The sequence below is a fragment of the Paenibacillus sp. SC116 genome, assembly GCF_024733555.1.
Taxonomy (GTDB): Bacteria; Bacillota; Bacilli; order Paenibacillales; family Paenibacillaceae; genus Paenibacillus_B.
This window is the reverse complement of the sequence record NZ_JANIOF010000001.1, coordinates 1,136,364-1,155,870: the sequence shown is the minus strand read 5'-3', so window position 1 is coordinate 1,155,870 and position 19,507 is coordinate 1,136,364. Positions and strand designations below refer to the sequence as shown.

General features: G+C 42.2%; 19 protein-coding genes and 1 other annotated feature. Of the genes, 18 read left to right on the top strand and 1 reads right to left on the bottom strand.

All coding sequences use genetic code 11. The features are described 5' to 3' along the window. Positions 1-27: 27 nt before the first annotated feature. The 4 genes from resB to NQ117_RS04790 all read left to right on the top strand — a co-directional run bounded on the left by resB (position 28) and on the right by NQ117_RS04790 (position 5,160). Positions 28-1,698 (top strand): cytochrome c biogenesis protein ResB, encoded by a 1,671-nt coding sequence (gene resB / locus NQ117_RS04805; protein ID WP_258276847.1) that lies wholly within the window; start codon positions 28-30, stop codon positions 1,696-1,698. Continuing rightward, positions 1,695-2,948, top strand: coding sequence for a cytochrome c biogenesis protein CcsA (gene ccsA, locus NQ117_RS04800; RefSeq protein ID WP_309137849.1), 1,254 nt, complete (start codon positions 1,695-1,697; stop codon positions 2,946-2,948). The genes resB and ccsA overlap by 4 nt, the downstream gene beginning before the upstream one ends. A 67-nt stretch (positions 2,949-3,015) precedes the next feature. After that, a complete protein-coding gene (locus NQ117_RS04795) occupies positions 3,016-3,732 on the top strand; it encodes a response regulator (protein ID WP_028593496.1) in 717 nt (238 codons plus the stop codon). Next, positions 3,733-5,160, top strand: a complete 1,428-nt coding sequence (locus NQ117_RS04790; RefSeq protein ID WP_258276846.1) for an ATP-binding protein — start codon at positions 3,733-3,735, stop codon at positions 5,158-5,160. A 303-nt stretch (positions 5,161-5,463) separates the two neighbouring features. Here NQ117_RS04790 and serA read toward each other — a convergent pair whose 3' ends face one another. Continuing rightward, the gene (serA, locus tag NQ117_RS04785; RefSeq protein WP_258276845.1) at positions 5,464-7,053 is read right to left on the bottom strand and encodes a phosphoglycerate dehydrogenase; all 1,590 of its coding nucleotides are present in this window, start codon (positions 7,051-7,053) and stop codon (positions 5,464-5,466) included. 76 nt (positions 7,054-7,129) lie between these two features. Next, positions 7,130-7,381, bottom strand: a binding site (T-box leader). A gap of 194 nt (positions 7,382-7,575) precedes the next feature. Between serA and NQ117_RS04780 the strand changes: the two genes are divergently transcribed. The 14 genes from NQ117_RS04780 to der all read left to right on the top strand — a co-directional run bounded on the left by NQ117_RS04780 (position 7,576) and on the right by der (position 19,501). After that, a complete protein-coding gene (locus NQ117_RS04780) occupies positions 7,576-8,166 on the top strand; it encodes a CPBP family intramembrane glutamic endopeptidase (protein WP_258276844.1) in 591 nt (196 codons plus the stop codon). Continuing rightward, a complete protein-coding gene (locus NQ117_RS04775) occupies positions 8,163-8,528 on the top strand; it encodes a hypothetical protein (RefSeq protein ID WP_258276843.1) in 366 nt (121 codons plus the stop codon). Before NQ117_RS04780 ends, NQ117_RS04775 begins: the two co-directional genes overlap by 4 nt. A 3-nt stretch (positions 8,529-8,531) precedes the next feature. Further along, positions 8,532-9,383: a metallophosphoesterase gene (locus tag NQ117_RS04770; RefSeq protein WP_258276842.1), complete on the top strand. Its 852-nt coding sequence runs from the start codon at positions 8,532-8,534 to the stop codon at positions 9,381-9,383. Positions 9,384-9,465: 82 nt separating this feature from the next. Continuing rightward, positions 9,466-9,915, top strand: a complete 450-nt coding sequence (locus NQ117_RS04765) for a DNA-directed RNA polymerase (RefSeq protein ID WP_258276841.1) — start codon at positions 9,466-9,468, stop codon at positions 9,913-9,915. Positions 9,916-10,203: 288 nt separating this feature from the next. After that, positions 10,204-10,818: a genetic competence negative regulator gene (locus NQ117_RS04760; protein WP_258276840.1), complete on the top strand. Its 615-nt coding sequence runs from the start codon at positions 10,204-10,206 to the stop codon at positions 10,816-10,818. A gap of 209 nt (positions 10,819-11,027) precedes the next feature. Then, entirely contained in the window at positions 11,028-11,762 is a 735-nt protein-coding gene (gene prsW, locus NQ117_RS04755) for a glutamic-type intramembrane protease PrsW (RefSeq protein ID WP_258278172.1), read from the top strand. A 301-nt stretch (positions 11,763-12,063) separates the two neighbouring features. Further along, positions 12,064-13,398: a germination protein YpeB gene (gene ypeB, locus NQ117_RS04750; RefSeq protein WP_258276839.1), complete on the top strand. Its 1,335-nt coding sequence runs from the start codon at positions 12,064-12,066 to the stop codon at positions 13,396-13,398. A 151-nt stretch (positions 13,399-13,549) separates the two neighbouring features. Further along, the gene (locus tag NQ117_RS04745; RefSeq protein WP_258276838.1) at positions 13,550-14,203 is read left to right on the top strand and encodes a flagellar brake protein; all 654 of its coding nucleotides are present in this window, start codon (positions 13,550-13,552) and stop codon (positions 14,201-14,203) included. 106 nt (positions 14,204-14,309) lie between these two features. Then, a complete protein-coding gene (locus tag NQ117_RS04740; protein ID WP_258276837.1) occupies positions 14,310-14,564 on the top strand; it encodes a hypothetical protein in 255 nt (84 codons plus the stop codon). A 179-nt stretch (positions 14,565-14,743) separates the two neighbouring features. Further along, positions 14,744-15,442, top strand: coding sequence for a (d)CMP kinase (gene cmk, locus NQ117_RS04735; RefSeq protein ID WP_258276836.1), 699 nt, complete (start codon positions 14,744-14,746; stop codon positions 15,440-15,442). A 7-nt stretch (positions 15,443-15,449) separates the two neighbouring features. Further along, complete coding sequence (locus NQ117_RS04730) at positions 15,450-16,031, top strand: lysophospholipid acyltransferase family protein (protein ID WP_258276835.1); 582 nt, start codon at positions 15,450-15,452, stop codon at positions 16,029-16,031. A gap of 145 nt (positions 16,032-16,176) precedes the next feature. Beyond that, the gene (gene rpsA, locus NQ117_RS04725) at positions 16,177-17,391 is read left to right on the top strand and encodes a 30S ribosomal protein S1 (RefSeq protein ID WP_258276834.1); all 1,215 of its coding nucleotides are present in this window, start codon (positions 16,177-16,179) and stop codon (positions 17,389-17,391) included. 87 nt (positions 17,392-17,478) lie between these two features. Continuing rightward, positions 17,479-18,105, top strand: a complete 627-nt coding sequence (locus NQ117_RS04720; protein ID WP_258276833.1) for a hypothetical protein — start codon at positions 17,479-17,481, stop codon at positions 18,103-18,105. Between the two features lie 73 nt (positions 18,106-18,178). Then, on the top strand, positions 18,179-19,501 hold the full coding sequence (gene der, locus NQ117_RS04715; RefSeq protein ID WP_258276832.1) for a ribosome biogenesis GTPase Der: 1,323 nt from the start codon (positions 18,179-18,181) through the stop codon (positions 19,499-19,501). Positions 19,502-19,507 lie beyond the last annotated feature (6 nt).

Genomic DNA, 19,507 nt, shown 5'->3' with positions numbered 1-19,507 from the left:
AGTGCATAACGCAAGGGGGCTGCATCCTTGGAATTCCAAAATACGAAATGTGAATGCGGGCATCAAAATCCAACTCAGACGATACTGTGTGAAGCTTGTGGTAAGCCTTTACATGAAAGTGATAGGGAAACATCCGTTTTAGAGATGAGATATGATGGCGTTGCCCGAAAGTCTCAAAAAGCAAATCCGAGCGTGATTGACCGTGTGTGGAATTTTTTCTCTTCTGTAAAAATAGCAGTTGTCATTATAATCATTACACTCATTGGTGCGTCGCTGGGAACGATTTATCCTCAAGAGAGCCAGTTCATCAACTTTGATCCCTCGACTTACTACAAAGAAAACTACGGCACGATAGGACATATTTATTACTTGCTAGGCTTGTCACATACATACGAATCATGGTGGTTTGTAACCTTGCTTGTTATGATCGGGGCTTCATTGGTCATTTGTAGCTTGGATCGGGTATTACCACTTTATCGTGCCTTGCATAAGCAAAAAATTCGCAAGCATGATCAATTTCTGCGTCGTCAACGCATCGTTTATGAACAGCAATTGCCTGAATCTATGAATCAGGAAGATTGGATACAGAAAGCACAGAAGGCGCTTAAGCGCAAAGGCTATCGTGTATACGAGCAGGATGGTGCAATACTGGCAGAGAAGAACCGTTTCAGTCGTTGGGGGCCTTATATTAACCATATTGGGTTAATTGTTTTTTTGTTGGCTGTATTGGCTCGCAGCATTCCTGGCTGGAACTTAGAATATTATGCAGCGTTTCCGCATAATGAACCACGTCCGATTGAGAATACCCCCTATTATTTAGAAAATGATAAGTTTACTGTTGAATACTACACATTAGATGAAATGCCAGAAGAGTTTGCCAAAGAAGGTCGTGTTATTCCTAAATTGTTTGAGACTCAAGCTACCTTATACCGTTGTGTGGCGAATTGTGAAGATCCTCTAGCAGAACCGCAATTAGAGGAGGTTCATAAGCACAATATAAGAGTAAACGAGCCGCTGAGATATGAAGATTTGATGATATTTCAATATGATTTTGATCTGACACCCAAGCTCGTCGCTGTTAAGCCGGTGCTCAAAAATACGAAGACAAACGAAGTGTACGGTTCGTTCGAATTGAAAATTAATAAATCGGAGCCAAAGTACATTGTCGGCCCTTATACATTGGAGCTTCGTGAGAAGTACATGGATTTTGACTTGGGCGAGGATGGTAAGCCGATAACGAAAACGCCTAATCCTAACGCACCAGCATTTTTATTTATGATCACAGGGCCTGGATTAGAAGAAACAGGTGAGCCTTACTTCTACTTCCCATTGCAAAAAGACAAGCAGCGTTTCCGTGAAGATGTGCTGAATCAGGAAATTATGAAAAAAATCCAAATCGACGTTCAGTCTATGGCAGATGTCACCATCCAAGAATCTTTAAGCTACTTGAACGTTAGAATCGAGAAGGCCCTCCCTTATATCTGGGTGGGAGCAGGAATATCCATGATTGGTTTGGTTATGGGCTTCTACTGGCAGCATCGTCGTATTTGGCTGCGGTTCAATGGGAAGCAATTGTTGCTCGGAGCTCATACGAACAAAAATTGGTATGGAATGCGTAACGAAGTGGCTCGCATACTGCGAGAGACAGAGCTTGAAGTAGATGTGAATGCTATTGATCGTGGAGGGGACAAGTCATGAACATATTAGAGTTCAGCCAGAACTCCTATTTAACTTCCTTTTTCCTTTTTTGCTTCGCCCTTATTTTATATGTTTTTACTGTAGCAGGACGCAGAAAAAATCAAGAAGCACATCTCAAGAAATGGGGAACGATTTCTTTTGCCGTTACTGTATTAGGGTTTGTTGCTCAACTAGCTTATTTTATAACTCGTTGGATAGGTTCGGGACATATTCCACTCAGTAATATGTACGAATTCATGTCATTTTTGGCGATTATGATAATTGCAGCTTATATCGTCATGCATTTTATTTATCGTTCAGCTGCGCTTGGGTTGTTCGCTGTCCCGCTGGCTATTCTAATGATGGGATATGCATCCGTGTTTCCTAACGAAGTTCAGCCATTAATTCCACAGCTCAAATCCATTTGGCTTATTTTGCACGTATCGATGGTAGGTGCGAGTGAAGCGTTCTTTGCAGTCGGTTTCGTAGCTGGAATTATGTACTTGGTTCATGCGATGCGCTGGGATGATAGCTCGAAGCGTAAATCTCAAATCGCCTTGGAATTCAGTTTGTTCACGGTCATTATTATTTTAGGATATGTCGTTGCTGTATTCGGCTATCGTGCAGCTGGTTATGAAGTGGAATTGCAGCGTACGGTCGAAGTGGTTGAAACGGTAGACAACACCACGCAAATTAATAGTAAACCGGATTCAATTTCTTATACATTACCACCGATTTTTGCAGCTTCTAATAGTAAGGTCGTTGGAGATGAGAAGTTTTTAGGCATGCAGCTTCCACTTATGGAAGTTCCAGCAGCAATGGACAGTCATAAGACTGCGCGTAAAATGAATACGGTGACTTGGTCTCTCATGTCAGGGTTATTGTTATATGGACTCATTCGATTAATTATTCGCAAGCCTATTGCCAGAGCACTTCAACCTCTTCTTCGCGGTATGAATGCTGATGATCTAGATGAGATTAGCTATAGGGCAACCGCTATTGCTTTCCCAGTCTTTACGCTAGGTGGACTTATTTTTGCAATGATCTGGGCTCAAGAGGCTTGGGGACGCTTCTGGGCATGGGATCCGAAAGAAGTGTGGGCATTAATTACTTGGTTGTTCTACAGCGCCTATCTTCATTTGCGTTTATCGCGCGGCTATCATGGTGAGAAGTCGGCGTGGTTAGTCGTTATTGGCTTCATTATTGTTATGTTTACATTGGTCGGTGTGAATTTGCTAATTGTCGGACTTCATTCATATGCAGGGGTGTAAACCTAAGGTATTATGCAGTATGATATAGAGGAACGTATTGTTAGTGGTGTTGAAAGGGGAGTTAGTCATGTCAGAACAAATAAATCGCATTCTTGTCGTGGATGATGAGGAACGAATTCGGCGATTATTGAGAATGTACTTGGAAAAAGAAGGGTACGAAATTGATGAGGCAGAAGATGGGGAGGAAGCTCTTAACAAAGCGGTCAATGATGACTTCGACCTCATCCTGCTCGACTTAATGCTCCCAGGTATAGATGGTATTGAAGTGTGTACAAGACTTCGTCAAGTGAAAGCTACACCTGTCATCATTCTTACGGCTAAAGGAGAAGAGATGAATCGTGTGCAGGGCTTTGAAGTAGGAGCTGACGATTATGTGGTCAAGCCGTTCAGTCCTCGCGAAGTCATTTATCGTGTGAAGGCGGTACTTCGCCGTTCTTCAGCTACGGCCTTCTTGACGAATGATCCAAAGACTAGCAACAATATCGTGTTCCCTAATTTAATCATTGAACATGATGCTCATCGTGTGACGGCTGGCGGGCAGGAAGTCAGCTTGACTCCCAAAGAGTACGAACTGCTTCATTACTTGGCGGTTTCACCTGATAAAGTATTTTCGCGCGAAGAACTGTTGAAAGATGTTTGGAACTACGAGTTCTTTGGTGATTTGCGTACAGTGGATACACATGTCAAACGTTTGCGTGAGAAATTAAATAAAGTATCTCCTGAAGCAGCTACCATGATTACAACCGTGTGGGGAGTCGGCTATAAATTGGAGGTACCGAAGTAAGTGAAATTTTGGCGAAGTGTAGTTGGTAAACTTTGGATCACGATCATTGGATTGGTTGCTGCGATCCTACTATTTTTAGGTGTGTATCTTCTTCCGTATATAGATAGTAATTTTGCGGATCCGAATGATGTAAAACGTCTATTTGTATATACGGCAATAGTAGGGTTTTCGCTAACAACATTTTTTGCCTTTTTTCTGTTCACCAAGATTACACAACCGATGCGCTTGCTAAAGTCGGCTGCAGAAACGATTCGTCAAGGAGACTATTCTTCGCGAGTCGTACCTATTCGCTCTACGGACGAGATAGGTGAACTCGCGCAGACATTCAATCATATGGCAGAAGAACTTGATTTAGTCATTCAAGACTTGCAACACGAGAAAGAACATCTATCAAGCATACTGCGCAGTATGACGGATGCAGTTATTACGTTCGATGCAGTAGGTTGCGTGCTATCTACAAATCCTCAAGGTCAAGCGCAGCTTGAAAAATGGAGTACGCTTGAATGGAACGAGATGGAGGAGTATGAGCTCGATCAGTCCGTGCCAGGTCCATTGCGTCCATTGTTTCATGAAGTGATTAGTCAGGCAGTAGAGGTAACGACACGTATTCATGTGAAACAAGAAGTATGGTCTGTTGTAATAGGACCTTTGCACAATGTTAATGGTGTTCGAGGCGCTGTTGCTGTACTGCGAAATGTGACAGAAGAAGTTCGCTTGGAGAAAATGCGAAAAGACTTTATCGCTAATATTTCTCATGAGATTAGAACACCATTATCGATGCTTCAAGGCTATAGTGAGGCGTTACTGGATGATATCGTTACTTCCCCGGAGGAAAGACGAGAGCTTGTACAAGTCATTCATGACGAGTCCCTTCGTATGGGACGGCTTGTGAAAGACTTGTTGGATCTTGCTCGTATGGAAGCGGGACATTTGCAAATGCACTGGGCAGAAGTAGATGCCAACGAACTTATCCACCGTGTTTTGCGGAAGTATTCAGTATTAGCAAAAGAACAGGGTATTCCACTAGGAGCTGAGCTTAAAGCTGAGCGATATATATTGGCTAGTGCCGACGAGGATCGATTGGAGCAAGTATTAACGAACTTGTTGGATAACGCATTTCGGCATTCGCAGGCGGAGCAGTTGATACAAGTTGAGACTGAAGTAATCGTAGATTCGCGACAAGAATGGCTTGTTATACACATTCGTGATCATGGGCAGGGGATTCCGTCTCAAGATTTATCCTATATTTTTGAACGGTTCTATAAAGCAGATAAAGCTCGTACACGTGGAGTTACGGGTGGAACTGGATTGGGTCTAGCTATCGTCAAAAATATCGTTGAGGCGCATCAAGGCAAGATTGAAGTGAGCAGCAAGGTAGGAGCGGGAACGACATTCTCTATTTCATTACCGTTCGTTAGCGTTAATTAACACGTAAGTCAAAGATTGAAGTAGAAAGAACCTTTACAGCAATAGTCGATTGAACTGTTGCTGTAAAGGTTCTTTTTTGCTTTATGAAAGTAGTAAAAGTTGACGAACGGAACAGAATTGCGAAATAAGATTTGTCGACAAGTAAAGGTTAAGCAGCAAAAATGACGTCTGCCGTAGTCAGACGTCATTTTTGCGTTGTAAATCTTGTTGTTCGTGGAACAGCGGGTAATTATAAACTAGTTAAGATAATAAAACATAAATAGTGCTAAGTTTAATTATCAGAATCATCAGCACATTTTCGTATTATTGGAATACAATTTCTTTTGCTTTATTAATTTGAGGTGTTGTTTTTAATTGTTCGATAACTTCTTTTGGAACAGCGCGATCTACGGATAATACCATGATAGCTGATCCACCGACAATTTTACGTCCCACTTGCATCGTAGCGATGTTGATATCGTTGTTGCCTAGCAATGTACCTACAGAACCGATCATCCCTGGTTTGTCATTGTGTTTCACCAATAACAAATGGCCTTCTGGTGATACGTCGACTGGGTATTTATCGATTTGAACAATTCGCTCACCATATCCATTCAAAAGGGTACCAGCAACTAGGCGCTCGTCTTCATTCGTACGAAGGGTAACCGTAATTAAGTTAGTGAAGCCTTTTGCAACATTAGACTTTTGTACAAGAATATTAATATCACGAACTTTAGCTAAGTGCATCGAGTTAACAACATTAACATTAGAACCTAAATGCTGCTGCAGTACTCCTTTAACAATATAGCGAGTCAAAGGTTGAGTATCTACTTCTGCCAATTCACCAGAATAGTTAACGATAATCTCAACAACCGGACCTTTAGACAATTGAGAAACAAATATTCCGAGCTTTTCACCCAAATCAAAGTAAGGCTGAATTTTGTTCAATACATCTGCTGGAACTGGAGGCATATTGACCGCATTTTTAAATGGTTGATTTCTTAAGATGCAAATTACTTGTTCTGAGACATCTATCGCGACATTTTCTTGAGCTTCAACTGTGGATGCGCCTAGGTGAGGGGTTACAATGATGTTTGGATTACTCAAGAATGGATGATCAGGTGCAGGAGGCTCAACTTCGAACACGTCAAATGCTGCACCAGCTACGATACCGCGATCAATAGCTTCAACTAGTGCTAGCTCATCAATAATACCTCCGCGAGCACAGTTAATAATGCGCATGCCAGGCTTCATTACTTCAAACTGAGGTCCTGCAATCATATGTTTTGTCTCAGGGGTAAGTGGTGTATGAACAGTAATGAAATCAGCTTGTCGGATAATATCATCTACAGATCCTAGCTTAATGCCCAGCTTGTCTGCTCTTTCGTCTGTCATGAATGGATCAAATCCAATGATGTTCATGCCGAATGCTTTTGCCCGCTTGGCCACTTCGCTGCCGATACGTCCCATTCCTAGTACACCTAGCGTCTTGTTGCGCAGTTCAACGCCCAAGAAAGACTTGCGATCCCATATTCCTTTAATCGTCTTTTCATACGCTTGAGGAATGTGTCTTGCGATCGCCATCATCATCGCGAATGCATGTTCACAAGTTGTGATTGTATTTCCATCTGGAGCGTTAATAACAATAATTCCGCGTTGTGTAGCTGCTTGCAGATCAATATTATCCACGCCGACACCAGCGCGTCCGATTACCCGCAATTTTGTGCCAGCTTCCATGATGCGTGGAGTTACTTTTGTTTGGCTGCGAACGAGCAGTGCATCATATTGCCCAATAATTGCTACGAGTTCATCTTCAGATAAACCGGTATTTTTATCTACCTGTACATCTGGAGCATCCATTAATTGCTGGATTCCGAAGTCGCTAATCGGATCCGATACCAATACTTTAAACATTGTAGTTCCTCCCTTTTGTGTACCTATATAATCGTTGAAAATATAAAAAAACTCTCATCCACATACTACTTCCGTAGTAAGGGACGAGAGTTTAGATCGTGGTGCCACCCTAGTTCGTTGTCCGTTCGCACGGTCAACCTTGGCATCTCTAAGAGAGATGAGAATGGTAACGGATTCTAGCCGATTGGACCTACTAGTTCTCAATAGAAATAGAAAGTTTCAGCCCAACTACTCAGGAATGCTGGAGCAAGTTCATCCACCACCGATTCGCACCTTCCATCGGCTCTCTGTAAGCTTCATAACTGCTCTTTTCCTTCAACGTACTTTACGAACATGAAATTTTTTCTAACTTTAACACGGTTCATAAATCGTGTCAATCATAACAATTGCCAAATTCGCAGAAGTTGTCAGTTCACTTCCTAATTCCTGTAGTTGTACGAGTATTCTTGTATTTGATATGATACATTTATGGTTTATTATCGACAAGAATAGCCATAAGCTACATAGAACAGTAGGGATGGAATGAAGCAAAAGTGGAAAGCGTTCAAAGAACAGCAAGCACGAATTAGCGAATTGGATGATCGAACGTTACTGTTGAATTTATATTTGACTCAAGCGATTACGCTTATCATTGGGGTTGTGTGGATATGGTTTCAACAGCGCAATCCATTTGAACTGCTGCTGTTCCCGAGTAACGCACAGCCGTGGTTGTGGGGAATCGGCTTAGCGGCAATTGTTATTATCGTTGACTTGCTAATCTCCAGATTCGTTCCAGATGATGTTACCGATGATGGAGGTGTAAATGAGAGACTGTTCCGCGATCGACCAGTCTGGCATATATTTATTATAGCTCTAATCGTCAGTATTTGTGAGGAACTGCTGTTTCGCGGTGCGATTCAATTCGCGATAGGACCTTATTGGACGAGTATTTTATTTGCGGCTATACATGTTCGTTATTTGAAACATTGGGTTCCTACCGCTCTTGTGTTTAGTATTAGATATGCGATGGGACTTATGTATGAATGGACGGGATCGTTGTGGGCGCCGATTATGGCGCATTTTGTAATTGATTTTGTTATGGGATTAATATTGCGTTATCGGAGGGAAGCATGACCGAGCAAGAACAACGTTATAGAACAGATATGGAACCAACCCCTCAGAGACGTAGGACGTATGGGATGAAGTCAGAACACAGCAGCAGCCAAGCATTAAAAGCACTAAAGCTGCTTAAGAAAAGCAATACAGAACATGTTCATGTGGAGGAGACTACACATGAAGGTTTACCTTCGGAAGCTATGCATGAGTTAATCGCAGCGAGGGAAGAAGAAGATCGAACACTTCCTCCACGCAGTGCGCTGTATCCATCAAGCTCTGGACGATTGTCGAAGTGGTTTTATAATATTTTGTTTTTTTTATTTGTTGCTTTATTAGTTGCTTTATTAATATGGGGACGTCAAATTGTGGAGGGATCGTAACGGATGACAGGCCTGGCTGCTGAGATTTTACTGGTTGTATGCGCAGCAATCATGGGTGCGGGTCTAATATTGATATTGCTGATGATTAGTATGAAAAAGGAAGCAAGCAGTTTTACCGTTACGGAAGAAGATGTTTTTATTGATGATTTACCGCATGTGTGGGATGGTACAAGGTTGTTCTTCATTACTGATTTGCACAGGAGATCGTTCACCGCTGAGCACGTAAGTCTCCTTGCACGTCATCCAAGTGCAGAACTTGTATTGTTGGGCGGTGACATTATCGAACAAGGTGTAACTATTGAACAGGCTATGAAAAGTGTTGAACAATTAAGTAAAATTGCGCCTATTGTGATGGTTCATGGTAATCATGATCACAAATGCAATACTGCTCAATTGGATGCAGAACTTATAAAAGCCGGAGTCAAAATATTAGATAATACAGCAATGCGCTGTGAAAAGGATGGAGAAGCGATTTGGCTATGTGGGATCGGTGACAGCAGCAGTGGATATGCTAATGTGAGATTAGCATTTGCACGATCCGACTCAGAACCAAGCTGTACAATCGTATTAGCTCATGATCCGGTAGTTATTCGTGAAAAGTTGCCGTCTTATGTGCAGTTGGTACTGACAGGGCACACTCATGGTGGGCAAATTAGACTGCCGATATATGGACCATTAAGATTAAATCAATTTTACCGTCGATATTTGTCTGGTTGGTATGGAATTATTTCCAAACATGTTCCGAATCACGCTTTTCAGTTGTTTATTAGCAATGGATTTGGGACATCGCATGTCCCGATGCGTTGGAATGCTAAGCCTCAGGGTCATTTTATTACATTACGGCGATACCCATAGCTTCCTTTATTTGAAGCGCATGTGGAGACGGAATTCAACCCACACTAATAACTGATCCTATCTTAGTAAGGAGGGAACAGTAGTGAGGGTAACGACGTTTCTTACAGGGTTGAGCATTGGGGCGTTAGCTGGTATTTATTTGGCAGATCGTCGCTCGTTTGAGCAATTGCAGTCTAAGTTGCAAACGGCAGGGGATGTAGTAAATGATGTAGTAGGCAAGGCGAAAAATCAAGTTGTGGAAACTGCGCTTGAATCATTAGCACAAGGCTCAAGCACTGTCGGAAGCACTCTGGCGAAAACAAGCCAGGTCTTGACGAATGCTGTATCGAAAGAGCATCATACTCCGCGTCTTGATCAGATTAAGGAATTGATTGATCGGGACCCAGAAGTAAGGCGACAAGTAGACGCAATTTTACGCGAGAGTGGAGCTTCACACGCTATAAGTGCAAGTGAAACCCATGTGCCTGCTGTAGTAGCTGAAGCTGCAAAGTCGAGCCACAAAACTTCTGCACATCATCAATCGTCTCATTGAAAGCGTAAGAAGAAACGTGCAGATCGTACGAAACGGATGCGGCAGAAGCACAGTTCATGAGTGAACAACTTAACAATGGCACTATAGGCTAATAAGATGCCACTTCTGAGAAGATCAGAAGTGGCTCTTTAATTTTTATCTCGTATGATATTGATCATGGAAGATCATTTTAGTACGTGCAAAACGTTGGAAACCATGATAACATGAATTACATAGAACTATTTTCAGCACATATTATATGTTGCTTCATAATCTGTTATAACCGATGTTGTAAAGGAGGGTCCTGTCATGAAAATCGAACGTTTAAGTCAAGATAAGATTCGTATTTTCCTTACGTTTGATGATTTATCAGAGCGCGGGATCCAGCGGGATGATCTGTGGCGTGAGATGACAAAGCTACAGGATCTGTTTGCCGAGATGATGGATCAGGCCTATACCGAGCTCGGATTTGACGCAACGGGACCGCTAGCAGTTGAAGTATTTGCAATGCCAGCACAAGGAATGGTTGTTATTGTAACTCGAACTCGTCTAGATAATTTGAATATTTCAAGTCATGACGATGAAGATATGGAAGGCGTATATGAAATGGAAGTTACGTTAGAGGAGAGCGATACGGTGTTGTTTGCTTTCCGTGACTTTGAACATTTTATTGATGCTGCTCACGAAGTCAATGGTCGATTCGACGTGTCGGGGGCACTATACCTATATAATGGTCAGTATATGTATCATTTGGACGGCGCTTCCATAGAACAGAGCCGTTTGCAAGCGCTTGTTGCTCTGCTAGCGGAGTTCGGTGAGGCAACCTCAGTAACCACTGCAGTGTTGGAAGAGTATGGGGCATGCATTATGCCTGAGCATGCAATTACCTTGACGTGCGAATACTTCAAACCGCGCGGGACATAAGTGTATGTCTAGTTTAGCAAGAGTCCTCGGTCAATGATCGAGGCTCTTTTTTTGAGTAATTATATTCTCTTTAGCGTGTTAAAATAAATACAATATGTTGCTAGTATATGCATAGCAGTTGGATATGGACACTGTTGGGTTGCAGCATGTGATTCCGTAGGAGGTTAGAGATGGCTGTGTTAGATACGCTTCACCAGATGTCTTTATCAATGAACACGATACAGTCAAATGAAATATCCACCCCTTTATTTTCAATTATTACCGCAGCTGTAGCGCCTGGAATTGCACTTTTGGTTTATTTTTATTTGAAGGATCGATATCATGCTGAACCTATACATGTGGTTGTTCGCTTGTTCTTGATCGGATTTCTTATCGTTCTGCCGATTATGATTATTCAGCATGGGTTAGTATTGTCATGGGGGAAACAGCCATTTGTATTTTCATTCGTCATTTCTGCCTTCGTGGAGGAGGGAGTAAAGTGGTTTGTCCTGTACCATATGATCTACAACCATGTAGAATTTGACGAACATTATGATGGCATTTTATATGCGGTAGCCATTTCATTAGGATTTGCTACAATCGAGAACATCTTATATGCATGGCTGAATCAAGCTTCGTTTGCTTTTTTACTTATGCGTGCCTTGTTACCTGTATCTGGTCACGCGCTTTTTGGGGTACTGATGGGCTATTATATGGGAAAAAGCAAATTTACAATGCTGAAGGACAAGAAGAAGTTGCTTGCTTTTTCTTTTCTCGTTCCATGGTTCTGGCATGGCATATATGACATCATTTTGATGACGATGACAAAATATTGGTTGTGGTTTGTTGTTCCACTTATGGTATTCCTCTGGTACTTCGGTATGGGTAAGGTGAGAAAGGCGAATGCTCATTCACCACTCCGGATGGTAAAGCATGAAGAGGATCCAAGTCAGTTTAGACCTTGAAAAAAATGGTAACAATGAACTCGTACTGTTTATTCCGTGGAGGGAGTGTTACTGTGCGAGTTAAAGTAACGATAAGATGCAATTTATGTGGGGAAAAATTTATCCTACGAGGCAAACGTGAGAAGGGCAAAATTGAAACAGGTTTTAAGCAGTGCCTATGCGATAATCGCGAGCACTTTGCTGTAGAAGAACAAGCTGAATAGAGCGTGACGATGGATGCCATGGCATGTATAATCTGAATCCATTTCCAGCACAATACTAACACGATTAACTTGGAGCTGTGAAAGGAGACGTTTGTACGATGTATAAACGATTTAGTGCCGTGATGTTTCCGATCGTCACGCTTTTGCTTGTTGGTGCAGTGGTGTGGGGGTATCAAGAGAATCAAGAAAAAAATGCAATCTTGCTTAAAGCTGAAAATCAGTATCAGCGAGCATTCCATGATCTGACGTTCCATGTAGATAAACTTCATGACCAAATTGGTCAAACTTTGGCCGTTCATTCATCCTCGCAAGGGATGCAGCGCAAAGGACTAGTCAACGTGTGGCGCTTAACTAGTGAAGCGCAAAATGAGATTAATCAATTGCCCTTGACCCTGCTTCCTTTTAGCGAAACGGAAGATTTCTTATCTCGCATATCTAATTTTTCGTACCGTACGGCTGTTCGTGATATGACAAAGGAACCGCTAACGGATGATGAAGTTAAAACGTTAAAGACACTCTATGCGAACTCGGCAGCGATATCAAAAGATCTTGAACAGGTTCGAACAAAAGTACTCAGCAATAACCTTCGCTGGATGGATGTAGAAGTGGCGATGGCGACCGAAAATGAACAGGCGGATAATACGATTATTGATGGTTTTAAGACAGTTGATAAAAAAGTAACTGAATATCCTGAAATTAATTGGGGTCCGTCCGTTTCCAGTATATATACGAAGCGTTCTGTTCGATTGCTGCAAGGACCGCCAGCTACACAAGAAGAAATGAAGAAGAAAGCACTAGAATTAATGAAGCCGCATTCCGTTACAAATGTTCAAGTGAAGAAGAACGGCAATAGCCAAGAACATGAAACGTATACAGTAAGCGCTGATCATAAGCACGGAGACGGCGGCCTTATGATTGACTTCACGAAGCAAGGTCAAGCGATGTCATATATGGATACAAGAACTGTGAAAGGTTCTCGTGTGTCAATTGAGACTGCTGAATCAAAAGCTGAAAAGTATTTGGAGAAGCACGGATATGATGATTTTGAAGCAGTTCGATATCATGATCACCAAAACATCGCTAGCTTCACGTTCGTACCTGAAAGGCAAGATGTTTATTTATACCCTCAGAAAATTCAAGTAAGAGTGGCATTGGATAATGGTGACATTACAGGAATTCAGGCAACAGATTACCTATATGGAGCAGAGGAAGTGAAAGCTGTCTCCTTGAAGCCTAAGCTAACAGAAGCAGAAGCTCTAAAACGATTGAACAAGGACATAAACATCGAGGACAGCAATTTGGCTGTAATAAAAAATGAATTGTCAAAGCCTGTACTATGCTATGAGTTTGTTGGCAAACAAGGAAGTCAAAAATACCGAGTCTATATCAATGCAGACACAGGTGAGGAAGAATCTATTGAAACATTGAAGTAATATACGCGATGATGACGAATATGAGCCAGAGGAAAATCGCCTTATCTATAGGATAGGGCGATTTTTTGTGCATATCTGTGACTTTTATACTATATATTTATGGAGCTAAAGTTTCTTGAATGGTATAATTAGGACGGAGGGGAGTCCAATTATGTTTCCGACTATTAATGATACTTTAATCATTCAAACCGATTCTGCTAATCATCCAGGGGATTATAAGGCGCGTGTGCTGGATTTGGATGATTCGCACATATGGATCGAAATTCCGCTAAATCACGATACAGGCAAGTACGGGATATTTGTGAATACGGAAGTGCTACAAATTCGCTTTAGTAAACATGAAGGTGCCGTGTTTCAATTTATGTCTAATATCGTTGCACGAAAGGAAGCTGGTGTCAGAATGTTTGGCATCAGAAAGCCGGCTGCCGAAGATATTCGTTCGTCCCATCAGCGCTCCTTTTTAAGAGTAAATGCTGCATTGGAGATTGCCGTTCGTACGAGTAGTGGACAAAAGCTGCTGGCTATTACCGAAGATATAAGTGGTGGAGGAATATCGTTTACTGTACCAACACAAACTGAAACGTTACAAGTGGAAGAGCAAATACACTGCTGGATGGTTGCTCCTTTCCGAAATGGTGAATATGAACATATTCCTTTTGTAGCTGAAGTGATACGTATTGTGCAGGAGGATGAATCTGTTGGGAAGAGGTTAATTATGATTAAATTCCATCAGATAAGTGCTTCTGATCAGCAGAAAGTAATACGTTTTTGTTTTGAAAGACAGCTCGTTCAACGTCGTGTGTAAACATAAGTAATTTGCCGAAACTGTACATACATAAGATGAGTATACATAAGTTTGATAGTATTTCCGCACACTAATCCTACTTATTCCATGGTTAGGGTGTGTCAAGATGAAGAACAGTGAGCAAGAGCTATTGCCTTTCGAATCAGAGGAACATGAGGAACGTGAAGAACGTGAAGAAGACGAAATGGCTAATGCTCGTCGCCAATGGATTTGTCGAATAGATAATTTGAGCTCAAGATTAATAAAATTACTCTTAATCGTTAGTTTGTTCGGGGTTATTATTCAAGTTAGTATGCATATCCCTCTTGTTCGGAACTGGCTTAGCTTAGTAGAGAGACTTGAAGGGGTCCGGTATAAATAAATGTTACGTTGGTGGTAATGCGAGTCAAGTGCTGAATTCACCGTTCATATCGGTCTTTGGGCCTTTTGCATCCTTTTTATAAGGTGTGGTATAATTTTTACGTCTGCAGGCAATGCCTGCTTTTTTATTGAAATTCATGAACATAGTGAAGTGTCATCAGGTAGAAAGGGGTAGACTCGTTGAAGCAATCGTCACGATCCACTCAAGCAAGAATCAATATTGCCATCGACGGGCCAGCAGGCGCAGGCAAGAGCACAGTTGCACAACATGTTGCTCGTGAACTTGGTTATATTTATATTGATACAGGAGCAATGTATCGAGCTGTCGCGTTACATATGAATCGGAGAGGTATCTCTCCAGACGAACCTGAGCGAGCTACTGAGGAAATGAACCAGTTGCAGGTGGAATTATTACCTGGTGAAGATCGTCAATCTATATTGTTAAACGGCGAAGATGTTACGGAATTAATTCGTACACCTGAAGTAAGCCTTCAAGCCTCTAAATTTGCTCAAATTGCATTAATTCGAGAGACACTCGTTCATATGCAGCGTCAACTCGCGGAACGTAAAGGAACGGTTATGGATGGCAGAGACATTGGTACGCATGTACTGCCGCATGCAGAACAGAAGTGGTTCTTGACTGCTACGGTGGAAGAGAGAGCCCGCCGGCGCTATGTGGAATGGCAGGGGAAAGAGCAAATTACGATGGAACAGCTCATAAAGGACATTGCCGAACGTGATCATCAAGATGCTACACGCGCTATCTCTCCTTTAAAGCAGGCCGACGACGCTATGTTGTTGGACACAACTTATATGAGCATTGATGAGATTGTTCAACGCATGGTTAAGCAAGCTAACTCCATATTGGATGGTGAGTGATCGGCATATGTTCTATACATTCTGTAAAAATCTATTATATGTTCTTTATCGTTTTTTCTTCCGATTGGAAGTGAAGGGGAAGCATCATGTGCCACAGACAGGTGGCGTTGTACTATGTGCGAATCATATAAGCAATTTTGATCCTCCTACTATCGGCATTGCTTTAAAGCGCAAGGTTCGATTTATGGCTAAGGCGGAGCTGTTTAAAGTACCTGTTCTTGGCTCTATTATTTCAGCACTTGGCGCATTTCCAGTCAAACGTGGCGGTGTAGGCAAGGATGCGATAAAGACTGCATTCCAAGTGTTGCGCTCAGGCGAAGTTATGGGCATATTCCCTGAAGGAACTCGAAACATGTCAGGGGATGTTGCGGCTAAGAAGGGAGCAGCCATGATTGCGCTCAAAAGTGGTGCAGCGGTTGTTCCAGTTGCTATTGCAGGCTCTTATAAGCTTTTTGGTAAGGTAACCGTAACTTATGGTCCGCCGATTGATATGCAAGATTTGCTTGATGCTAAAGATAGCGATATGCTAGAGCAAGCGACGGATCGAATTATGCAGCACATTTATGCGTTGGTTGATTCCAAGTCGTAATAGCATTAAAATTATGCATGAATTGTAGATCAACGTTCAATACTATTGGTATTATTTTCGAGCTTATATGTAAGCCAATTCGTTATGGACGCTGCTATATCAAGCGGCTTTCTATAAATGGGGTTCTAATCGAGGAGGTATGGACATGTCTGAAGAAACGAAACAAGTTGAAACCGTAACTGAAAATGCTACTGAACAAACGGTGGACAGCATCGTGACTTTGAAAAAAGGAGATACCGTCAAAGGCACGATTGTCAAGATTGATGACAATCAAGCATATGTAAGTATTGGATATAAATACGACGGTATTATTCCGGTTCGTGAATTATCTTCAGTATCAGTAGAGAAAGCTTCTGATGCTGTAACAATTGGTCAAGAAGTTGAAGCTAAAGTTGTCAGCATTAATGATGGCAAAGAAAGCTTGATTTTGTCGAAACGTATTATCGATAGCGAATCTGCATGGGAAACGTTGCAAGCGCGCTTCGATAACAAAGAAGTATTCGAAGTAACGGTTGCTGATGTTGTTAAAGGTGGCATTGTAGCTGATGTTGGCGTGCGTGCCTTTATCCCAGCTTCCATGGTAGAACGCCATTTTGTAGAAGATTTCAGTGATTATAAAGGTCGTACTTTACGTGTTAGAGTTAAAGAAGTTGATCGCGAGAACAACAAGCTGATCCTTTCTCAGAAAGATGTGCTTGATGAAGAGTTCGAAGCAAATAAAAAGCAAGTGATCGAAGGTCTTAAAGAAGGCCAAGAGCTTGAAGGTACTGTACAGCGTTTAACTCAATTCGGAGCATTCGTTGATGTAGGTGGAGTTGACGGCCTTGTGCATGTGTCCGAATTGGCTTGGCAACATGTTGAGAAGCCTGCTGATGTTGTTCAAGAAGGTCAGCAAGTACGAGTTAAAGTACTTAAGGTTGATCCGGCTAATGGCAAAATTAGCTTGAGTATGAAAGCTACTCAAGCTGGTCCATGGGAACAAGCTGGAGGCTCCATCAAGATTGGTGATGTATTGACTGGTGTAGTGAGACGTTTGGTTGCATTTGGCGCTTTCGTTGAAGTAGCGGCGGGTGTAGAAGGATTGGTACACATTTCCCAAATTTCACATCGCCATATTGGCACTCCGCACGAAATATTGAAGGAAGGCCAAGAGGTTCAAGTTAAAGTACTAGACTTCAACCCTGCTGAGAAGCGTGTTAGCTTAAGCATCAAAGAAACAGAAGAAGCACCAGCTCCTACTGAGAAACCTGAAAAAAGGGTGAAAGAAGAGCTGAACAATCCAAACGTTTCCTTGAGTAATGAAACGATGAGCTTTACATTGGCTGAACGATTTGGCGACAAGTTGAATAACTTGAAATAAGATGTAAACGAGCGGCAATCCTCATGAGGGTTGCCGTTTATTTTGTCTTGCTTTATCCCATCCTAACATAGAATGGAGGGATGCAAGATGGGGCTACAGATTGCTTCAGTGCCAGGGACCGTTGCAGCATTATGTGCGGTCTGTTCCATCATCCTCGTATTTACTGGTTGGAGACAGGTGATTTTGCCTCATGCGTCAAGTTATGTGCTCATCCTCGGTATTGGGACTTGGTTATGGGTGACAGGACTACAACTTAGAGTAGGTGAAACAATTTGGGACTTAGGATGGCTGCTTATTTGCCTCGTTGCAATAGCCATGTTCGTGCAGCTATGGCGAGAAGGCATGAATTTTTCAGACTGCATCGTGCTTTGTGGACAGATAGCGATCATTGCCGCATTATGGATGATCGTTGAGCTATTACGTGAAGCTGGAGACACGTGGGTCAATTCTTTTACTCCGTTGTTGATAAGTGTAGTTGTTGGAGTAGTTGTAGGGATTATGTATTCGTCTGCGAGCAGTTCATTTATCGTTGTGACAGGTGTTCTACTATGTAAGGAATGGTTAGTGCAAGCACGTGATAAAGCAACACTCGGTATGTTATTTGGTACATTATCAACAGCTGATGAATGGTGGATGACCTTTGTTGTATGCCGCCTTAGCGCATTAATTTTACTCTATGCAGAGCGATTTGTCATGTACATGCGTCGGGAATAGTTAGCCAATCCGTGATTTTTCTGATATGATGTTTTACGTGTATATTGTTTAGGTAAATGAAGGAGTGAACTGCATGGCAAAACCCGTTGTTGCCATCGTCGGAAGGCCGAATGTCGGGAAATCGACCATTTTTAACCGTGTCATAGGCGATCGATTGGCAATTGTGGAAGACAAGCCCGGCGTTACTAGAGATCGTATTTATGGCTCGGGCGAATGGAACGGGAAGACGTTCAACATTATTGATACAGGTGGAATCGAGATTGACGGTGTCGATCATATTCTTCGTTCCATTCGTGTTCAAGCAGAACTGGCGATTGAAGAAGCGGACGTTATCATATTTATGTGCGAGGCTAAGAGCGGTGTAACACAGTCGGATGAAGAAGTGGCACAAATCCTCTTCCGTTCTGGTAAACCTGTTATTTTAGCAATTAACAAAGTCGATAACATGAGCCGTATGGATGATATTTATGAGTTTTATTCACTTGGATTCGGTGACCCTGTGCCAATATCGGGCTCTCACGGAATGGGAATCGGCGATTTGTTGGATGAAGTTGTAACAAAATTGCCTGATTTGACTGAAGATGAGTATGAAGATGATGTCATTAAAGTAGCATTAATCGGCCGTCCGAATGTTGGTAAGTCTTCGTTAGTTAACGCTATACTAGGTGAAGATCGAGTTATCGTAAGTGAAGTTGCTGGTACTACGCGTGATGCGATTGATACACCGTTCGAAAAAGACGGTCAGAAATATGTCATTATTGATACAGCAGGTATGCGTAAGCGTGGTAAAGTGTATGAAACAACGGAAAAGTACAGTGTAATGCGTTCCCTTAAAGCCATAGAGCGGGCAGATGTTGTATTGGTCGTTATTAATGGTGAAGAAGGAATCATTGAACAGGATAAGCATATTGCAGGCTATGCTCATGAAGCTGGTAAAGCAGCGTTATTCGTTGTGAACAAATGGGATGTAGTTGATAAAGATGACAAGACGATGAACCAGACTGAGCAGAACGTTCGAGATCAGTTCTTGTTTATGACTTACGCTCCAATCGTATTCTTGTCAGCGAAAACGAAGCAGCGCTTACATAAACTGCTGCCAGTTATTCAACATGTAGCGCAACAGCATGCTAGACGTATCCCGACTCACTTGCTTAATGACGTTATTTCAGATGCGGTTGCTTACAACCCGCCGCCGACTGACAAAGGTCGTCGTCTGCGGATCAACTATGCTACTCAAGTAGCGGTTAAACCACCTACGATGGTAATTTTTGTCAACGATCCAGAACTTATGCACTTCTCGTACGAGCGTTATCTGGAAAACCGCATTCGCGCTTCGTTTGACTTTGAAGGAACGCCGATGCGATTGTTTACGCGTCGCAAATCAGACGAGAGTTAGGAGCGA

What these genes read in the sequence shown, in the direction of transcription:
- ccsA (WP_309137849.1), top strand. Translation starts at nt 1,695, where the DNA reads ATGAACATATTAGAGTTCAGCCAGAACTCCTATTTAACTTCCTTTTTC.
- NQ117_RS04795 (WP_028593496.1), top strand. Translation starts at nt 3,016, where the DNA reads ATGTCAGAACAAATAAATCGCATTCTTGTCGTGGATGATGAGGAACGA.
- serA (WP_258276845.1), bottom strand. Translation starts at nt 7,053, where the DNA reads ATGTTTAAAGTATTGGTATCGGATCCGATTAGCGACTTCGGAATCCAG.
- NQ117_RS04780 (WP_258276844.1), top strand. Translation starts at nt 7,576, where the DNA reads ATGAAGCAAAAGTGGAAAGCGTTCAAAGAACAGCAAGCACGAATTAGC.
- NQ117_RS04775 (WP_258276843.1), top strand. Translation starts at nt 8,163, where the DNA reads ATGACCGAGCAAGAACAACGTTATAGAACAGATATGGAACCAACCCCT.
- NQ117_RS04770 (WP_258276842.1), top strand. Translation starts at nt 8,532, where the DNA reads ATGACAGGCCTGGCTGCTGAGATTTTACTGGTTGTATGCGCAGCAATC.
- NQ117_RS04760 (WP_258276840.1), top strand. Translation starts at nt 10,204, where the DNA reads ATGAAAATCGAACGTTTAAGTCAAGATAAGATTCGTATTTTCCTTACG.
- prsW (WP_258278172.1), top strand. Translation starts at nt 11,028, where the DNA reads ATGAACACGATACAGTCAAATGAAATATCCACCCCTTTATTTTCAATT.
- ypeB (WP_258276839.1), top strand. Translation starts at nt 12,064, where the DNA reads ATGTATAAACGATTTAGTGCCGTGATGTTTCCGATCGTCACGCTTTTG.
- NQ117_RS04745 (WP_258276838.1), top strand. Translation starts at nt 13,550, where the DNA reads ATGTTTCCGACTATTAATGATACTTTAATCATTCAAACCGATTCTGCT.
- NQ117_RS04740 (WP_258276837.1), top strand. Translation starts at nt 14,310, where the DNA reads ATGAAGAACAGTGAGCAAGAGCTATTGCCTTTCGAATCAGAGGAACAT.
- NQ117_RS04730 (WP_258276835.1), top strand. Translation starts at nt 15,450, where the DNA reads ATGTTCTATACATTCTGTAAAAATCTATTATATGTTCTTTATCGTTTT.
- rpsA (WP_258276834.1), top strand. Translation starts at nt 16,177, where the DNA reads ATGTCTGAAGAAACGAAACAAGTTGAAACCGTAACTGAAAATGCTACT.
- NQ117_RS04720 (WP_258276833.1), top strand. Translation starts at nt 17,479, where the DNA reads ATGGGGCTACAGATTGCTTCAGTGCCAGGGACCGTTGCAGCATTATGT.
- der (WP_258276832.1), top strand. Translation starts at nt 18,179, where the DNA reads ATGGCAAAACCCGTTGTTGCCATCGTCGGAAGGCCGAATGTCGGGAAA.